This window comes from Pseudomonas sp. GM17 (genome assembly GCF_000282175.2).
In the GTDB taxonomy this organism is placed as follows: Bacteria; Pseudomonadota; Gammaproteobacteria; order Pseudomonadales; family Pseudomonadaceae; genus Aquipseudomonas; species Aquipseudomonas chlororaphis.
Map to the genome: position 1 here is coordinate 768,618 of NZ_CP124732.1, position 15,079 is coordinate 783,696.

Sequence of the window (15,079 nt, forward strand, 5' to 3'; positions counted from 1 at the left end):
ATGGGTATTACAGCTTGGCCTGCACCGCCGGCAGCGCATCCTTGCCGTCGAGGGTCTTCACTCCGTCCAGCCACTTGCCCAGCACTGCCGGGTTGGCCTTGATCCAGGCCTTGGCTGCGTCAAAGTTGCTGACCTTCTTGTTGGCCACCTCGGCCATGATGCTGTTCTCCATTTCCTGGGTGAAGCTCAGGTTGCTCAGCAGTTTGCCGACGTTCGGGCAGGCCTGTGCATACCCCTTGCGGGTCAGGGTGTAGACGCTGCCGGTGTCGCCGAAGTACTTCTCGCCGCCCTTGAGGTAATGCATTTTCAGCTGCACGTTCATCGGGTGCGGGGTCCAGCCGAGGAAGGTGACGAACTTCTGCCGTTTCACCGCCCGCGAGACTTCGGCGAGCATCGCCTGTTCGCTGGACTCGATCAGTTTCCACTGGCCAAGGTCGAAGTCGTTCTTCTTGATGATCTCCTGCAACGACAGGTTGGCCGGGGCCCCGGAGCCGATGCCGTAGAGCTTCTTGTCGAACTTGTCTGCGTACTTATTCAGGTCGTTGAAGTCATGCACACCGGCGTCCCAGACATAATCCGGCACCGCCAGGGTGAACTCGGTGCCGTCCAGGTTCTTCGCCAGCTGGATGACCTCGTCATTGGCCACGAACTTGTCGTAGAAGCCCTGCTGCGCCGGCATCCAGTTGCCCAGGAACACATCCACCTGGCCGTCCTTGAGCCCGCCGAAGGTGATCGGTACCGCCAGGGTGTCGATCTTGGCCTTGTAGCCCATGCCGTCCAGCAGGAAACCGGCGATGGCGTTGGTGGCGGCGATGTCGCTCCAGCCCGGGTCGGCCATCTTCACTGTCTCGCAACCCTGTTCGGCCCAGGCCAGGGTCGGGACCGAAACACTGCCCAGCGCCAGAAGCGCGGCCGTCACTGCTGTGGATAACCTTTGCATGCTCTTCCCCTTACGTTATTGGTTTTGGCAGGGTTGTGGATAACGAGCCTTGCGCTCCAGATCGTCGAGGTCGATGTGGTTGCGCATGTATTGCGCACTGGCGTCGACCAGTGGCTGGTGGTCCCAGCTCTTCAGTTTGCCGAGGCTCAAGGCGCCCGCGACGAAGCGACGGCGGCGCTGGCTGGCGAGTACCTGTTGATGGATGGCCGGGATATCCCACTTGGCCCGCGCCTCGCGGAGAAAATCCTCGAATAGCGGGCGATGTTGCGGCGATTGGCTGAGTTCTTCCTGCTCGCGCGGGTCGTTGGCCACATCGAACAGCAGGCACGGGTCGTCTTCGCTGTAGATGAACTTGTAGCGGCCGCGGCGAATCATCATCAGCGGGCTGATGGTGCCTTCGGCCATGTACTCGCCGAAGACTTCGTCATGCCCGCCCTGCCCTTGCAGGTGCGGCACCAGGGAGCGGCCATCCAGCGCCAGGCCAGGTTGCAGTTGGCCTCCGGCCAGTTCCACCAGGGTCGGCAGCAGGTCGGCGGCCGAGACCGCCTGGCTTACCCGGCCGGCGGCGAACTGCCCCGGCGCGCTGACCAGCAGCGGCACCCGCGCGGCCATTTCGAACCAATGCATTTTGTACCAGAGGCCGCGCTCGCCGAGCATGTCGCCGTGGTCGCCGGAGAAGACAATGATGGTGTCGTCGCTCAGCCCGGTTTCCTCCAGGGTTTCCAGGAGTTTGCCGACGTTGCTGTCGATATAGCTGCACGCACCGAAATAGGCACGACGCGCATCGCGGATCTTATCCACAGGCAGCGGCTTGTCCCACAGGTCGTAGACCTTGAGCAGGCGCTGGGAGTGCGGGTCGAGCGCGTCCTGGGCCGGGGTCTGCGGCAGCGGAATATCTTCGTCGCGGTACAGATCCCAGAAGGCCTTGGGAATGGTGTACGGGTCGTGCGGGTGGGTCATCGACACGGTCAGGCAGAACGGTTGGTCGCCGTCTTCGCGAACGTGATCGAACAGGTACTGGCGGGCCTTGAACACCACCTCTTCGTCGAAATCCAGCTGGTTGGTGCGCACGCATGGCCCGGCCTGCAGTACCGAGGACATGTTGTGGTACCAGCTCGGGCGCACGTCCGGTTCGTCCCAGTTCACCGCCCAGCCATAGTCGGCCGGGTAGATATCGCTGGTCAGGCGTTCTTCGTAGCCGTGCAGTTGGTCCGGGCCGCAGAAATGCATCTTGCCTGACAGCGCGGTGCGGTAGCCCAGGCGGCGCAGGTAATGGGCGTAGGTCGGGACGTCGGCGGGGAAGTCGGCGGCGTTGTCATAGGCGCCGATCTTGCTCGGCAACTGGCCGCTGACCAGGGTGAAACGCGAGGGCGCGCACAACGGGCTGTTGCAGTAGGCGGCGTCGAATACCACGCCCTGGGCGGCGAGACGGCTCAGATGCGGCAGCTTGATGGGCGATTGACCGTAGAACGGCAACATTGGCGCGGCCATTTGATCGGCCATGATGAAAAGAATGTTCTTGCGCTTCATGTATTCGCGGCATTCCATAGTGGGCAGTTATGCGAAAGTGCTGCGATCGAGGATGTAACCCGTGGCTTTCACGGTAAAGCCCCTGTACGGCAATGACTAGGATAAGCACAGCTTATGTATGAAGCGCTTGGCGATCTATCCCTGGACCTGTTCCGCGTCTTCGAGGTGGCGGCGCGCCAGCGCAGCTTTACCGCGGCGGCGGTGGAGCTGGGCACCACCCAACCGGCTATCAGCCAGCAGATCAAGCGGCTGGAGGAACAGCTCGGCACCCGGCTATTCGACCGCATCTACCGGGGCATCGAACTGACCGAGGCCGGCAGCCAGTTGTTCGAACAGGTGCAGGCTGGCTTGCAGAGCATCGACAGCGGCCTGAGCGCCATCACTGCTCAGCACCAGCACGAGGTGTTGCAGGTGGCCACCGATTTCGCCTTCGCCGCCTACTGGCTGATGCCGCGCCTGCATCGCTTCCACGCCGCCAATCCACAGGTGGATGTGAGCCTGGTCACCAGCGAGCGCAGCCACAACATGCTGCGCACCGATATCGACGTTGCCGTGCTGTTTGGCGATGGGCGTTTCAAGCAGGGTGAAAGCCATTGGCTGTTCAATGAGGAAGTGTTTCCGGTGTGCAGCCCGCTCTTGCTCAAGGAGCGGCCGCTGCCTCTCGGCGCCCAGTCGCTGCTGGAGTTTCCGTTGCTGCATTTGAAGGGGGAAAACAGCAGCCACTGGTTCGACTGGAGCGGCGTGTTCCGCGAACTGGGGATCGCCACCCCGCCGGCGCCGGGGCAGCTGCGTTTCGACAACTACACCCTGCTGATCCAGGCGGCGATCGGTGGCCAGGGTGTGGGCATTGGCTGGCGCCACCTTGTGGATAACTTGCTGGCGCAAGGTCTGTTGTGCCGACCGATCAGCGAAACGCTGATCTCCCGCTACGGCTATTACGTGGTCCTGCCCCAGCGCAAACGCCGCGGGGCGCTGATCCAGCGGTTTTTCGACTGGCTGATGGCCGAGCAGGCCGACAGTGCGCAATCTTTGACCGGGCTGGGCCTGCCGTCGATTGCCATCTGAGGTTTGGGGTTGGCGTGGAAGCCATCGCGAGCAAGCTCGCTCCTACATGGGATCGCATAACCTTCTGTAGGAGCGAGCTTGCTCGCGATAAGGATTCAACATACGAAGTTCACATGCTCGCCCACGTGCAGGTTCAGCTGCTGTTCATCGGCAATGCCGGCAGCCACCTGGGCGAGTCGCTGCACTGGCTCGTCCAGCTTCGGCGGGAGGCTGCCGGCGGGCTGGCTGAAATGCTCCAGGGTCAGCCCGGGCGTGCTTTGCGGTGCATTCACCAGGGTCCAGCGCAAGGTGCTGCCTTGCAGCGCGTCGAGGATGGCTTCGGCCGTCTGGCGGTGTGGGTAGCCTTCCATCTCCGACTGGTCCAGCACCTCGAAATGCCCCACCAGGAACAGGCGCCGGACGCCCGCGGCCTGCATGCCAGCGATCAGCGCTTCGACCGCGCGAAGTTGCTCCCGGGGTTCGAGCAGCAGGTTTTCCTGCTGTTCAAGGCCCATGGGCAGCCCCGGAGCATCCAGCAGGCAGGCCACCACGTCGCCTCCGGCCACGCTTTGCCTGACCCGCTCGGCATCGAACAGGTCACCGCATTTGGTGCGCAAACCGGGAAGGGGGGCGAGGGCCGTCAGGTCGTCGAGAATGGCGATGACTTCATGCTGGCGCCGCAGGAATTCCGCCATCAGCGCGCTACCCAGGCTGCTCATAGCACCGTAGAGCACCAGTTTGACCACCGGGGTTTCGGCATTTTTCATGGCGCGGCCCGTTTCTTTACACTGGTAAGGTTATGACCTGTGGGCTGTCGCCAGGGTTCGACTTTGTCATGAGAGGTTCCATGCAACGCATCAAGGGCTATCACGCCCATGTCTATTTTGACGCCAGCACCATCGACCAGGCGCGGGCCCTGTGCGAGCAGGCGGCGCAATTGTTTCCGTTGCAGATGGGGCGGGTGCATGAACGGCCGGTCGGCCCGCACCCGGACTGGAGCTGCCAGCTGGCGTTCGAGCCGCAATACCTGGGCGAGGTGTTGCCGTGGCTGGCGCTCAATCGCAACGGGCTGGTGGTATTCCTGCACCCCGATACCGGCGACGACCTGAAGGATCACACGGAGCATGCGGTCTGGATGGGGGCGATCCGGCCGCTGGACCTGTCGATTTTTTGAGTTTTTTCGCGAGCAAGCGCCATCAGCCCCCGGTCAATACAACACGCCATCGAGGATCTCGTAGACGATCCCCGTGCCTACCGCGATCAGCACGATATCGGCGCCCATGCGCCGCCATTCATAACCCGGGTAGTACGGCAGGTGCGCCAGGGCGCGGTTGTCCAGGCGTTCGCCGTAGTAGCCGCGGGGCAGCGGCTGGCCGCGCACCAGATGGATGCCGTGGGGCGGTGGCGCGCCGCGTACGAAGTAGGCGTGGTTGTCGCGAATGGTCTCGCGCACCGGGCCGAAATCCCGGGGCGGGCCGCCGCGACGATCGGCCTGCGGGCCGCGATGCTCATCCCCGCGATTGTCTCCTCGATTGTCGTAGCGACCCGGTTGCGGGCCGCCGCGGTCGTGGTCGTCACGTGGGTCCGCGACCGCGTGCAGCAGCGGGCTGGCGCTGAGCATCAGCACACCGAGACCGGCAATCAGGCGTTTGGGCATTTTCATCGGGTCTTCCTCAGAGCACGAACAACAAAAAGGGGCTCAGAACCTGGTTCTGAACCCCTTGGTCTTGCTGGTTAGTCTGTGGACTCTGAGGCTAATTCCTCTGTATCAGGAACTTTACCCTTGGTTGACACGGGCTTGACGCACCCCTTCGGCGAGGGAGGCGCAGAGGCTCAGCACACCCTCCACAGCCTGCTCGGAACTGCTGGCATTGGCGATCTGGTCGATCAGCGCCGAACCTACCACCACACCGTCAGCCAGGCGGGCGATGGCCGCGGCCTGCTCCGGCGTGCGGATGCCAAAACCGATGCTGATCGGCAGGTCGGTGTGGCGACGCAGGCGGGTCACCGCCTCTTCCACGTGCTCCAGGGTGGCGGAACCGGCACCGGTCACACCGGCCACGGAGACGTAGTAGACGAAGCCCGAGCTGCCGTTCAGTACTTTCGGCAGTCGCGCGTCGTCGGTGGTCGGCGTGGTCAGGCGGATGAAGTCGATGCCGGCGGCCTGGGACGGGTCGCACAGCTCGGCGTTGTGCTCGGGCGGCATGTCGACCACGATCAGGCCGTCGACCCCGGCTTCCTTGGCTTCGGCGATGAAGCGCGGTACGCCGTAGTGGTGGATCGGGTTGAAGTACCCCATCAGCACCAGCGGCGTGTCGTTGTTGCCGGCGCGGAACTCGCGAACCATTTGCAGGGTTTTCGCCAGGTTCTGCTTGGCCTCCAGGGCGCGGATGTTGGCCAGCTGGATCGCCGGGCCGTCGGCCATCGGATCGGTGAAGGGCATGCCCAGTTCGATCACGTCGGCGCCGGCGGCCGGCAAGCCCTTGAGGATCGCCAGAGAGGCGTCGTAGCCCGGGTCGCCGGCGGTGACGAAGGTCACCAGGGCGGCGCGGTTCTGTTGCTTAAGCTCGGCAAAGCGCGTTTGCAGGCGGCTCATCAGTGTTTCTCCTGCTGGGATTGCTCTTGTTGAGAGTGTTGCATGTGGTGCATCACGGTTTGCATGTCTTTGTCGCCGCGGCCCGAGAGGTTGACCACCATCAGGTGATCCTTGGGCAGGTTCGGCGCGCGCTTGAATACTTCGGCCAGGGCGTGGGCGCTTTCCAGGGCCGGGATGATGCCTTCCAGGCGGCAGCACTGGTGGAACGCGGCCAGGGCTTCGTCGTCGGTCACCGAGGTGTATTCGACGCGGCCGATATCGTGCAACCAGGCGTGTTCAGGGCCGATGCCCGGGTAGTCGAGGCCGGCGGAAATCGAGTGGGCGTCGATGATCTGGCCATCCTCGTCCTGCAGCAGGAAGGTGCGGTTGCCGTGCAGCACGCCAGGCAGGCCGCCGTTCAGGCTGGCCGCGTGCTTGCCGGTCTCGATGCCGTAGCCGGCGGCTTCGACGCCGATGATCTGCACGCTCTTGTCGTCGAGGAACGGATGGAACAGGCCCATGGCGTTGGAGCCGCCACCGATGCACGCCACCAGGCTGTCCGGCAGGCGGCCTTCCTGGGCTTGCAGCTGTTCGCGGGTTTCCTTGCCGATCACGGCCTGGAAGTCGCGGACCATGGCGGGATAAGGGTGCGGACCGGCCACGGTGCCGATCAGGTAGAAGGTGCTGTCGACGTTGGTCACCCAGTCACGCAGGGCTTCGTTCATCGCGTCCTTCAGGGTGCCGGTGCCGGCGACCACCGGGATCACTTCGGCGCCCAGCAGCTTCATGCGGAACACGTTGGCCTGCTGGCGCTCGATGTCGGTGGTGCCCATGTAGATCACGCAGTCCAGGCCGAAACGGGCCGCCACGGTGGCGGTGGCCACGCCGTGCATGCCGGCGCCGGTCTCGGCGATGATGCGTTTCTTGCCCATGCGCCGCGCCAGGAGGATCTGGCCGATGCAGTTGTTGATCTTGTGCGCGCCGGTGTGGTTCAGCTCTTCGCGCTTGAGGTAGATCTTGGCGCCGCCGCAGTGCTCGGTCAGGCGTTCGGCGAAATACAGCGGGCTGGGACGGCCGACGTAGTCGCGCTGGAAGTAGGCCAGTTCCTTGAGGAACTCCGGATCTTCCTTGGCCGCTTCGTATTCGCGGGCCAGGTCGAGGATCAGCGGCATCAGGGTTTCGGCGACGTAACGGCCGCCGAACGCGCCGAACAGGCCGTTGGCATCAGGACCGTTGCGCAGGTTGGTCTGGTTCATGGGGCGCTCCCGGTGATTCGTCAAAAGGGTGAATGCTGGAAAGACAATGGCGTTCACTCTACCCCCTGACGTCCCAGGCTGAAAACCGATAAGATCGCCACAACCTGTCAGGAAAACTCACATATTCCATGAGCCACGACCTGCCCCCGCTGAACGCCCTCCGGGCCTTCGAAGCCACCGCCCGCCTGAACAGCGTCAGTCTGGCGGCCGAACAGCTGCACGTCACCCATGGTGCGGTCAGCCGCCAGTTGAAGGTGCTCGAAGAGCATCTTGGGGTGAGCCTGTTCGTCAAGGAAGGGCGCGGCCTTAAACTCACAGATGCCGGTGTGCGCCTGCGCGATGTCAGCAGCGATGCCTTCGAGCGCCTGCGCACGGTCTGCGCCGAGCTGAGCCAGAGCACCGCCGATGCGCCCTTCGTGCTCGGCTGTTCCGGCAGCCTGCTGGCGCGCTGGTTCATTCCGCGCCTGGGGCGGTTGAATGCCGACCTGCCGGACCTGCGCCTGCACCTGTCGGCCGGCGAAGGCGATCTCGACCCGCGCCGTCCGGGGCTGGACGCCTTGCTGGTATTCGCCGAGCCGCCGTGGCCGGCGGACATGCAGGTCTTTGAGCTGGCCAGCGAGCGCATCGGCCCGGTGCTCAGCCCGCGCTACGGCCGTTACGAGCAGTTGCGCGAGGCGCCGGCCAGTGCGCTGCTCAACGAGACGTTGCTACAGACCACCTCGCGCCCGCAGGCCTGGCCCAGCTGGGCACGGCAGAACGGCATCGACGCCGGGGCGCTGAAGTTCGGCCAGGGTTTCGAGCATTTGTATTATTTGCTGGAGGCCGCGGTGGCCGGGCTGGGCGTGGCGATCGCACCGCAGCCGCTGGTGGCCGAGGACCTGCGTGCCGGACGCCTGGTTGCCCCATGGGGTTTCTGTGAAACCCCGGGGCAACTGGCGTTGTGGCTACCCAAGCGCGCCGCGGACGGGCGTGCCCGGCAACTGGCGCAGTGGCTCAGCAACGAGCTGCGCCAGACGCCTTAATTGCCGCGCTTGCACAGCAGGTAAGCGGCCAGCAGGCCCAGCGCGCCCACGGCGACGCCGGCGGTGGTCCAGGGGTGCTGCTGGGCGTAGTCGCGGGTGGCGATCCCGGTTTCACGGGTTTTCACTTTGACTTCTTCATAGGCATCGCTGAGCAGGCTACGCGAATGTCTCAGCGCGCTCTCGGCGTTGCTTTTCAGCGCCTTGAGGGTTTTGCGCGATTCGTCCGAAGCGTCGTCCTTGAGGCTCTCCAGGGACTTGAGCAGACTTTCGATCTCGGCTTCCATGCTTTCCAATGAGGCTTTGCGTAACGAAGTGTTGGCCATGGTGGCTCTCCTGCATTGTTGATTGAGGGTCTGTAGGGTCCGACTGCGCGGCCTGGCGAAAGTGCATTAAATCTGCATGACGATGGGCCGGGGCTTATTCCAGTGTTGCTGGTAATCGCTGCTAGGCTTTGATCTACCTCATAAGGAGAGCGCGCCATGTCTGATCATCACACCTACAAGAAAGTCGAACTGGTCGGTTCGTCCCCTAGCAGCATCGAAGACGCCATCAACAATGCGCTGGCCGAAGCCAGCAAAAGCATCAAGCACCTGGAGTGGTTCGAGGTCACGGAAACCCGTGGGCATATCAAGGATGGCAAGGCCGCGCATTTCCAGGTCACGCTCAAAGTCGGTTTCCGCATTGCCAACAGCTGAACCTGGGCTAGGCTGTTGAACTTGTGCGCTGGCCGATTGCCATAGGGAATGGCAAAGCGCTATATCTGCCTCGATGCCGAGCAGGCCGGGGCTTGACGCTTATTTTGATTCGACCAGGGAATGTGACCGATGAAAAAACAGATAATGGCTTTAGTGTTGTTGAGTGTCGCGGGAACAGCCCTTGCTGCCGGCAAGCCATGTGAAGAGCTGAAAAGCGAAATCGCCGCGAAGATCGACGCCAAAGGCGCGTCGGGTTATTCGCTGGAAATTGTCGAAAAAGGCAGCGCGACTGACGGCAAAGTGGTCGGTACCTGCGAAGGCGGTACCAAGGAAATCGTCTACAAGCGTGGCTGAGCCCTTGTAGCAATGAACAAAGCCGACGCGCTGCGTCGGCTTTTTTGTGCCCGGCGTTTAGCCAGGCCAGGCGTGCCCCTGTAGCCGCTGCCGCAGGCTGCGATCGCGACCGAAGGGCGCGCAAGGCCTCTGGATCACCCAATCCCTTCGGCCCGATTGCAGACTCAACCCTTCATCACTTGCGCCAGCAATTCGTAGGAATGCAGGCGGTCGGCGTGCTCGTACAGGTCGCAGGTGAAGATCAGTTCATCGGCGCCGGTCTGTTCGATCAGCACTTCGAGCTTGGCGCGGATCTTCGCCGGGCTGCCGATCATGGCCAGGCCGAGGAAGCTGCCCACCGCCTCTTTTTCATGGGGCAGCCACAGGCCGTCCATGCTCTTCACCGGTTTGCGCTGCACCAGGCTCTGGCCGCGCATCAGCGCGAGGATCCGCTGGTACACCGAGGTCGCCAGATAGTCGGCCTGTTCATCGGTATCGGCCGCCACCAGCGGCACGCCGAGCATCACGTAAGGCTTGTCGAGCACGGCCGAAGGCTTGAAGTGATTGCGGTACACGCGAATCGCCTCGTGCATGTAGCGCGGTGCGAAATGTGAGGCGAAGGCGTAAGGCAAGCCGCGCTCGCCGGCCAGTTGCGCACTGAACAGGCTTGAGCCCAACAACCACACCGGCACCTGGGTACCTGTTCCTGGCACCGCGATCACCCGTTGTTCCGGGGTGCGTGGGCCGAGGTAGGCTATCAGTTCGGCCACGTCTTCAGGGAAGTCGTCGGCGCTGCCGGAACGTTCGCGGCGCAGGGCGCGGGCGGTCATCTGGTCCGAACCCGGCGCGCGGCCCAGGCCCAGGTCGATACGCCCCGGGTACAGGCTTTCCAGGGTGCCGAACTGCTCGGCGATCACCAGCGGCGCATGGTTGGGCAGCATCACGCCGCCAGAGCCGACGCGAATGCTCGAGGTGCCGCCGGCCAGATAGCCCAGCAGCACCGAGGTCGCGGAGCTGGCGATACCGTCCATGTTGTGGTGTTCGGCGACCCAGAAGCGGGTATAGCCGAATTTCTCTACATGGCGGGCCAGGTCCAGGGAATTGCGCAGCGATTGCGCCGGGCTGCCGTCCTCGCGCACGGGGACCAGGTCGAGGGTGGAAAACTTAACGTCGGACAGTGGTTTCATGAACCTGCTTCTCCTTTGATGTGCAGGCCTTTGTCATGAGCCAAAACCTGCCGAATGCTGTAAGCCTGTCTCATGCAATGTGGGCATATACCCGAGTTTCAATAGCCAGGCTGAATTCGCTGTCCGGATAAACGGCGGATTCAGACAGGATGAACTTCGCCGGGCCTTCTATCCTCTAGAACCCTGAGTAGCAGAAAACCACAAGGGCGCGGCCTTTCGCGCCCGTTCTCGAGGAGACAGACATGAGCATCATCAAGAAAGCATCGGCTCACTGGGAAGGCGACCTGAAAACCGGCATTGGCTCGATTTCCACGGAAACCGGGGTACTGCGCGATGCACCTTACGGCTTCAAGGCGCGTTTCGAGGGCGGCAAGGGCACCAACCCGGAAGAACTGATCGGCGCCGCGCACGCGGGGTGTTTTTCCATGGCCTTCTCGATGATTCTCGGCGAGGCCGGGCTCAAGGCCGACAGCATCGACACTAATGCCGAAGTGACGCTGGACCAGGTCGATGGCGGTTTTGCGATCACCGCGGTGCACCTGATCCTCAAGGCGAAGATTCCCGGCGCCAGCCAGCAGCAGTTCGATGAGCTGAGCAAGAAGGCCAAGGAAGGTTGCCCGGTGTCCAAGGTGCTGAATGCCAGGATCAGCCTGGATGCGACGCTGCTCAGCTGACGGTGTTTTAACCTGCCCTGTCGCTTCGCGAGCCAGCTCGCTCACGCCTTCGAACCCATCGGCGCGAACTGGCTCGCGATTGCACTCCTGCCGAAACTCCCGCACCCGATATGCGCGGCGTCAGAACTCGCTTCATGAAAATGTGGTCGAATGCACGACTGCAGGCTCAGCCCATGACCATGGGCGCTGCATCAAAGGGAGCTCCACATCATGAAACGTTTTGCCCTGGCAGTTGTTTGTTGCGCGCTGGCCACCTCGACCCTGGCGGCTCCGAAGGATTGCGAAGAACTCAAGAAAGAGATTGAAATCAAGATCCAGGCCAACGCCGTGCCCTCCTACACCTTGGAGATTGTCAGCAAGGAGGAGGCCGAAAAGCACGACGTGGCCATGGTGGTCGGTACCTGTGAAAACGGCACCAAGGCAATCATCTATCAGCGCAACGACAGCTGATCGTTCAGATCACGCAGTTGACCCTATGGTCTTCGGCCAACAGCTCACGCTTGGCGTTGTACAGCCGGGCACTGGGAGTGAAACCCAGCGAGCGGGCTTCCAGCAAGTAACGCTGGCCGGCTTCGAAATGGTCGTAGCGCACGCTCAGGTAGCACAGGCGCTCGGCCGGATCGTTCATCATGCCGAGGCGCCCGCTGAACACCTCGAAATCGAAACGCACCATCAACTCATGACTGCCCGGGGTGACCTGGAAATAGCGGCCGTCGGTCAGGCGCTGGTTGTCCAGGCGCTCGGCCATCAGCAGCTTGCCGCCCGGCGTCGGGGTGGCGAAATCGACCCAGGCCTGTTGCGGGTCCACCGCCGGCAGGGGGCTGGAGCAGGCAACGAGGCCGGTCAGGGCAAGCAGCAGCAAGGGTTGGCGCATGAGGTCGGGCCGTCCGGGGAAAGGCCTCAAGCATAGCGCCGATCAGGTGCGCTGGCAGCCCGCCGGTTGGCCGGTACCCACCAGATTGCGCTGCTGGTCATAGAGCTTGGCCCAGGGCCGGAAGCCGATATTGCCGGTCTGCAACTGATAGCGCTGGCCGGCGTTGAAGTCCTTGTATTTCACATTCAGCTGGCAGTCGCGCCACAGCGGTTCGCTGTCCGGGCCGATGTTGGTGGGCTCCACGGCGAACTGGTAGCGCACCTTCAGCTCATGGTTGCCGGGCTGGACCTCGAAATATCGACGGTCCACCCAGGCCTTTTCGTCGACCTCCAGCGCCTGCAGGGCGGTGTCCTGGTGGGTGTCGAGGTCGATCCAGGCTTGCGTCGGATCGGGGGCGGGCAATCCGGCACAGCCGCTCAAGGTCAAGAGTCCGGTGGTCAGCAGCAACACGCGCATAGCGAAACTCCAGGCAGGCGAGATAGTCTTGGGGGCAGACTCTCGAAGGATGATTCGATTTGATTAGGCCGCGTTCAAGCCATGGGTTACTTGATCATCTTTTGCGCTTTTTGTTTCCGGGCTTGCTGCTTTTGTCGCTCAACGGTTGTTCCAGCGTGGGTTACTACGGCCAGCTGGCCAGTGGCCAATGGCAGCTGTTGCAGGCCCGCACGCCGGTCGAGCAGGTCATCGCCGACCCGGCTCGCGACCCGTTATTGCGTGCCCATCTGGCCCAGTCGCAGAAGGCCCGGCTTTTTGCCAGCCAGCACCTGCACCTGCCGGACAACCAGAGTTATCGCCTCTACGCCGACATCGGCCGGCCCTACGTGGTGTGGAATGTGTTCAGCACCCCTGAGTTTTCCCTGAGCCCCAAGACCCACTGCTTCCCGATTGCCGGCTGCGTGGCCTATCGCGGCTACTACAGCCAGGGCGCGGCCCGGGGCGAGACGGCCTTGCAGAAACAGCAGGGCATGGATGTGGCCATCGGTGGGGTGGAGGCCTACTCGACCCTGGGCTGGTTCAATGACCCGATCCTCAGTTCGATGCTGCATTGGGGCGACGAGCGCCTGGCGACCCTGATCTTCCACGAGCTGGCCCATCAGCGCTTTTATGTGAAGGACGACACCGAGTTCAACGAATCCTTCGCCACCTTCGTCGAGCAGGAAGGCACCCGGCAATGGCGCGCGGCCCGCGGCCTGGCGCCGGCCAGCGATGCCTTGGTGAAGCAGAAGGACCAGTTCATCCAGCTGATCCTCGATACCCGCCAGCGCCTGGAACGCCTGTATGCCCTGCCACTGCCAACCGAGCAGATGCGCCAGCGCAAGGCCGCCGAATTCGAACAGCTGCGCCGGGATTACCGGCAGATGAAGGACAGCCAATGGCATGGCGACTCGCGCTACGACTTCTGGATCAATATCCCGCTGAACAATGCCAGGCTGCTGCCTTTTGGCCTGTACGACCAGTGGGTGCCGGCGTTTGCCGCGTTGTTCAAGCAGGTGAACGGGGATTGGCCGGCCTTTTACCGGGCCGTGGAGAAGCTTGGCGCGCTGCCGGCTGAAAAGCGCAAGGCGGCGTTGCAAGCCTTGATGGGCGGCGCCTGAAAGCAAGCCTTCGCGGGCAAGCCTCGCTCCTGTGGGAGGAGAAGCCCGCGATGGCCGGTGGCTCAGCGCTGCAGGAATGCCTGATGCAGCTCATCCAGGGTCTGGAAGTGGTAGGCCGGGGCCTCGGCGCTCAGTTCTTCGTGGCTGCCGAAGCCATAACCCACCGCCGCCGCATCCAGCCCGTTACGGCGGGCGCCGATCAGGTCGTGTTTGCGGTCGCCGATCATCAGGGTATCGCTCGGGTCCAGGCCTTCTTCGCTGATCAGATGGCGGATCAGCTCGACCTTGTCGGTGCGGGTGCCGTCCAGTTCGCTGCCGTAGATCACCTTGAAGTGCCGGGCGAAGTCGAAGTGCCGGGCGATCTCGCGGGCGAACACCCATGGCTTGGACGTCGCGATGTACAGCTGGCGGCCCTGCCCACTGAGGGTTTCCAGCAGGGGCGTGACGCCGTCGAACACACGGTTCTCATACAGGCCGGTAACCTTGAAACGCTCACGGTAGAAATTCACCGCCTCCCAGGCTCTGGCTTCGTCGAAGCCGTAGAACTGCATGAATGCCTGCAGCAGCGGCGGACCGATGAAGTGTTCCAGCTTGCTCAGGTCGGGTTCGTCGATGCCCAGCTTGCCGAGGGCGAACTGGATCGAGCGGGTGATGCCTTCGCGCGGGTCGGTCAGGGTGCCATCGAGGTCGAACAGAACGGTTTGGTAATGCATGGGAATTCCTGGGCAGTGGGTCGGGGCTCAAGCCTGGTCGTAGCCTTCGGCCAGGTGCAGGTCCTTGAGCTTCACGTAGTTGGCGGCGCTGTAGGTGAAGAAGGCGCGTTCCTTGTCGGTCAGCGGGCGGGCCTGTTTCACCGGGCTGCCCACATAGAGGAAGCCGCTTTCCAGGCGTTTTCCAGGCGGTACCAGGCTGCCGGCGCCGACGATCACATCGTCTTCCACCACCGCGCCGTCCATGACGATGCTGCCCATGCCGATCAGCACCCGGCTGCCGACGCTGCAACCGTGCAGCATCACCTTGTGGGCGATGGTCACGTCGTCGCCGATCAGCAGCGGGAAGCCGTCCGGGTTGAAGGGGCCAGCGTGGGTGATGTGCAGCACGCTGCCGTCCTGCACGCTGGTGCGGGCGCCGATGCGGATGCGGTGCATGTCGCCGCGGATTACCGTCAGTGGCCAGACCGAGCTGTCGGCGCCGATTTCGACGTCGCCGATCACCACCGCCGAGCGGTCGACGAAGGCCCGCGGGCCAAGGATGGGCGTGTGGTGCTGATAGCTGCGAATGGCCAAGTTGGATACCTGCTCTGACATTTATTAATGGGGTCGATAGCTGCGGTGGGCGTCGATTGTAATTAAGA

At 63.1% G+C, this 15,079-nt stretch carries 20 protein-coding genes; 8 read left to right on the forward strand and 12 right to left on the reverse strand.

Annotation, left to right across the window (positions count from 1 at the left end):
- Window positions 1-7: 7 nt before the first annotated feature.
- On the reverse strand, window positions 8-940 hold the full coding sequence (gene choX, locus PMI20_RS03485) for a choline ABC transporter substrate-binding protein (protein ID WP_007926199.1): 933 nt from the start codon (window positions 938-940) through the stop codon (window positions 8-10).
- A 15-nt stretch (window positions 941-955) separates the two neighbouring features.
- On the reverse strand, window positions 956-2,470 hold the full coding sequence (betC, locus tag PMI20_RS03490; protein ID WP_037034763.1) for a choline-sulfatase: 1,515 nt from the start codon (window positions 2,468-2,470) through the stop codon (window positions 956-958).
- Window positions 2,471-2,584: 114 nt separating this feature from the next.
- Here betC and PMI20_RS03495 point away from each other — a divergent pair, with 114 nt between their 5' ends.
- The gene (locus PMI20_RS03495) at window positions 2,585-3,535 is read left to right on the forward strand and encodes a choline sulfate utilization transcriptional regulator (RefSeq protein ID WP_007926195.1); all 951 of its coding nucleotides are present in this window, start codon (window positions 2,585-2,587) and stop codon (window positions 3,533-3,535) included.
- A 95-nt stretch (window positions 3,536-3,630) separates the two neighbouring features.
- On the opposite strand, the gene PMI20_RS03500 is transcribed toward PMI20_RS03495, so the two are convergent.
- Complete coding sequence (locus PMI20_RS03500; protein ID WP_007926188.1) at window positions 3,631-4,281, reverse strand: NAD(P)-dependent oxidoreductase; 651 nt, start codon at window positions 4,279-4,281, stop codon at window positions 3,631-3,633.
- 80 nt (window positions 4,282-4,361) lie between these two features.
- On the opposite strand from PMI20_RS03500, the gene PMI20_RS03505 reads away from it, so the two are divergent.
- Window positions 4,362-4,688 (forward strand): DOPA 4,5-dioxygenase family protein, encoded by a 327-nt coding sequence (locus tag PMI20_RS03505; protein ID WP_007926186.1) that lies wholly within the window; start codon window positions 4,362-4,364, stop codon window positions 4,686-4,688.
- Window positions 4,689-4,721: 33 nt separating this feature from the next.
- Here the strand turns inward: PMI20_RS03505 and PMI20_RS03510 are convergent, their stop codons facing one another.
- The 3 genes from PMI20_RS03510 to trpB all read right to left on the reverse strand — a co-directional run bounded on the left by PMI20_RS03510 (window position 4,722) and on the right by trpB (window position 7,345).
- On the reverse strand, window positions 4,722-5,177 hold the full coding sequence (locus PMI20_RS03510; RefSeq protein ID WP_007926184.1) for an anti-virulence regulator CigR family protein: 456 nt from the start codon (window positions 5,175-5,177) through the stop codon (window positions 4,722-4,724).
- Between the two features lie 114 nt (window positions 5,178-5,291).
- The gene (gene trpA, locus PMI20_RS03515) at window positions 5,292-6,110 is read right to left on the reverse strand and encodes a tryptophan synthase subunit alpha (protein WP_007926182.1); all 819 of its coding nucleotides are present in this window, start codon (window positions 6,108-6,110) and stop codon (window positions 5,292-5,294) included.
- Complete coding sequence (trpB, locus tag PMI20_RS03520; protein ID WP_007926181.1) at window positions 6,110-7,345, reverse strand: tryptophan synthase subunit beta; 1,236 nt, start codon at window positions 7,343-7,345, stop codon at window positions 6,110-6,112. Before trpB ends, trpA begins: the two co-directional genes overlap by 1 nt.
- A gap of 128 nt (window positions 7,346-7,473) precedes the next feature.
- Here trpB and PMI20_RS03525 point away from each other — a divergent pair, with 128 nt between their 5' ends.
- On the forward strand, window positions 7,474-8,367 hold the full coding sequence (locus PMI20_RS03525; protein ID WP_007926180.1) for a LysR family transcriptional regulator: 894 nt from the start codon (window positions 7,474-7,476) through the stop codon (window positions 8,365-8,367).
- Here the strand turns inward: PMI20_RS03525 and PMI20_RS03530 are convergent.
- Window positions 8,364-8,690 (reverse strand): ElaB/YgaM/YqjD family protein, encoded by a 327-nt coding sequence (locus PMI20_RS03530; protein ID WP_007926179.1) that lies wholly within the window; start codon window positions 8,688-8,690, stop codon window positions 8,364-8,366. The genes PMI20_RS03525 and PMI20_RS03530 overlap by 4 nt on opposite strands.
- A 156-nt stretch (window positions 8,691-8,846) precedes the next feature.
- Between PMI20_RS03530 and PMI20_RS03535 the strand changes: the two genes are divergently transcribed.
- The gene (locus PMI20_RS03535; protein ID WP_007926178.1) at window positions 8,847-9,062 is read left to right on the forward strand and encodes a dodecin; all 216 of its coding nucleotides are present in this window, start codon (window positions 8,847-8,849) and stop codon (window positions 9,060-9,062) included.
- Between the two features lie 129 nt (window positions 9,063-9,191).
- Complete coding sequence (locus PMI20_RS03540; RefSeq protein WP_007926177.1) at window positions 9,192-9,416, forward strand: DUF1161 domain-containing protein; 225 nt, start codon at window positions 9,192-9,194, stop codon at window positions 9,414-9,416.
- A 164-nt stretch (window positions 9,417-9,580) separates the two neighbouring features.
- On the opposite strand, the gene PMI20_RS03545 is transcribed toward PMI20_RS03540, so the two are convergent.
- A complete protein-coding gene (locus PMI20_RS03545; protein ID WP_007926176.1) occupies window positions 9,581-10,582 on the reverse strand; it encodes an LLM class flavin-dependent oxidoreductase in 1,002 nt (333 codons plus the stop codon).
- A 242-nt stretch (window positions 10,583-10,824) separates the two neighbouring features.
- On the opposite strand from PMI20_RS03545, the gene PMI20_RS03550 reads away from it, so the two are divergent.
- Together PMI20_RS03550 and PMI20_RS03555 are read left to right on the forward strand one after the other, a co-directional pair.
- Window positions 10,825-11,256, forward strand: a complete 432-nt coding sequence (locus tag PMI20_RS03550; RefSeq protein WP_007926175.1) for an OsmC family protein — start codon at window positions 10,825-10,827, stop codon at window positions 11,254-11,256.
- Window positions 11,257-11,466: 210 nt separating this feature from the next.
- Window positions 11,467-11,706 carry a DUF1161 domain-containing protein gene (locus PMI20_RS03555; RefSeq protein WP_007926174.1) on the forward strand — a complete coding sequence of 80 codons (240 nt, stop codon included), beginning with the start codon at window positions 11,467-11,469 and terminating at the stop codon, window positions 11,704-11,706.
- A 4-nt stretch (window positions 11,707-11,710) separates the two neighbouring features.
- Here the strand turns inward: PMI20_RS03555 and PMI20_RS03560 are convergent, their stop codons facing one another.
- Both PMI20_RS03560 and PMI20_RS03565 read right to left on the reverse strand, forming a co-directional pair.
- Complete coding sequence (locus PMI20_RS03560; protein WP_007926173.1) at window positions 11,711-12,130, reverse strand: PA0061/PA0062 family lipoprotein; 420 nt, start codon at window positions 12,128-12,130, stop codon at window positions 11,711-11,713.
- 42 nt (window positions 12,131-12,172) lie between these two features.
- The gene (locus PMI20_RS03565; protein WP_007926170.1) at window positions 12,173-12,586 is read right to left on the reverse strand and encodes a PA0061/PA0062 family lipoprotein; all 414 of its coding nucleotides are present in this window, start codon (window positions 12,584-12,586) and stop codon (window positions 12,173-12,175) included.
- Between the two features lie 59 nt (window positions 12,587-12,645).
- On the opposite strand from PMI20_RS03565, the gene PMI20_RS03570 reads away from it, so the two are divergent.
- Entirely contained in the window at window positions 12,646-13,725 is a 1,080-nt protein-coding gene (locus tag PMI20_RS03570; RefSeq protein ID WP_007926168.1) for an aminopeptidase, read from the forward strand.
- A gap of 62 nt (window positions 13,726-13,787) precedes the next feature.
- Here PMI20_RS03570 and PMI20_RS03575 read toward each other — a convergent pair whose 3' ends face one another.
- Window positions 13,788-14,438, reverse strand: a complete 651-nt coding sequence (locus PMI20_RS03575) for an HAD family hydrolase (protein ID WP_007926166.1) — start codon at window positions 14,436-14,438, stop codon at window positions 13,788-13,790.
- 27 nt (window positions 14,439-14,465) lie between these two features.
- Window positions 14,466-15,011: a gamma carbonic anhydrase family protein gene (locus tag PMI20_RS03580; protein ID WP_037034753.1), complete on the reverse strand. Its 546-nt coding sequence runs from the start codon at window positions 15,009-15,011 to the stop codon at window positions 14,466-14,468.
- Window positions 15,012-15,079 lie beyond the last annotated feature (68 nt).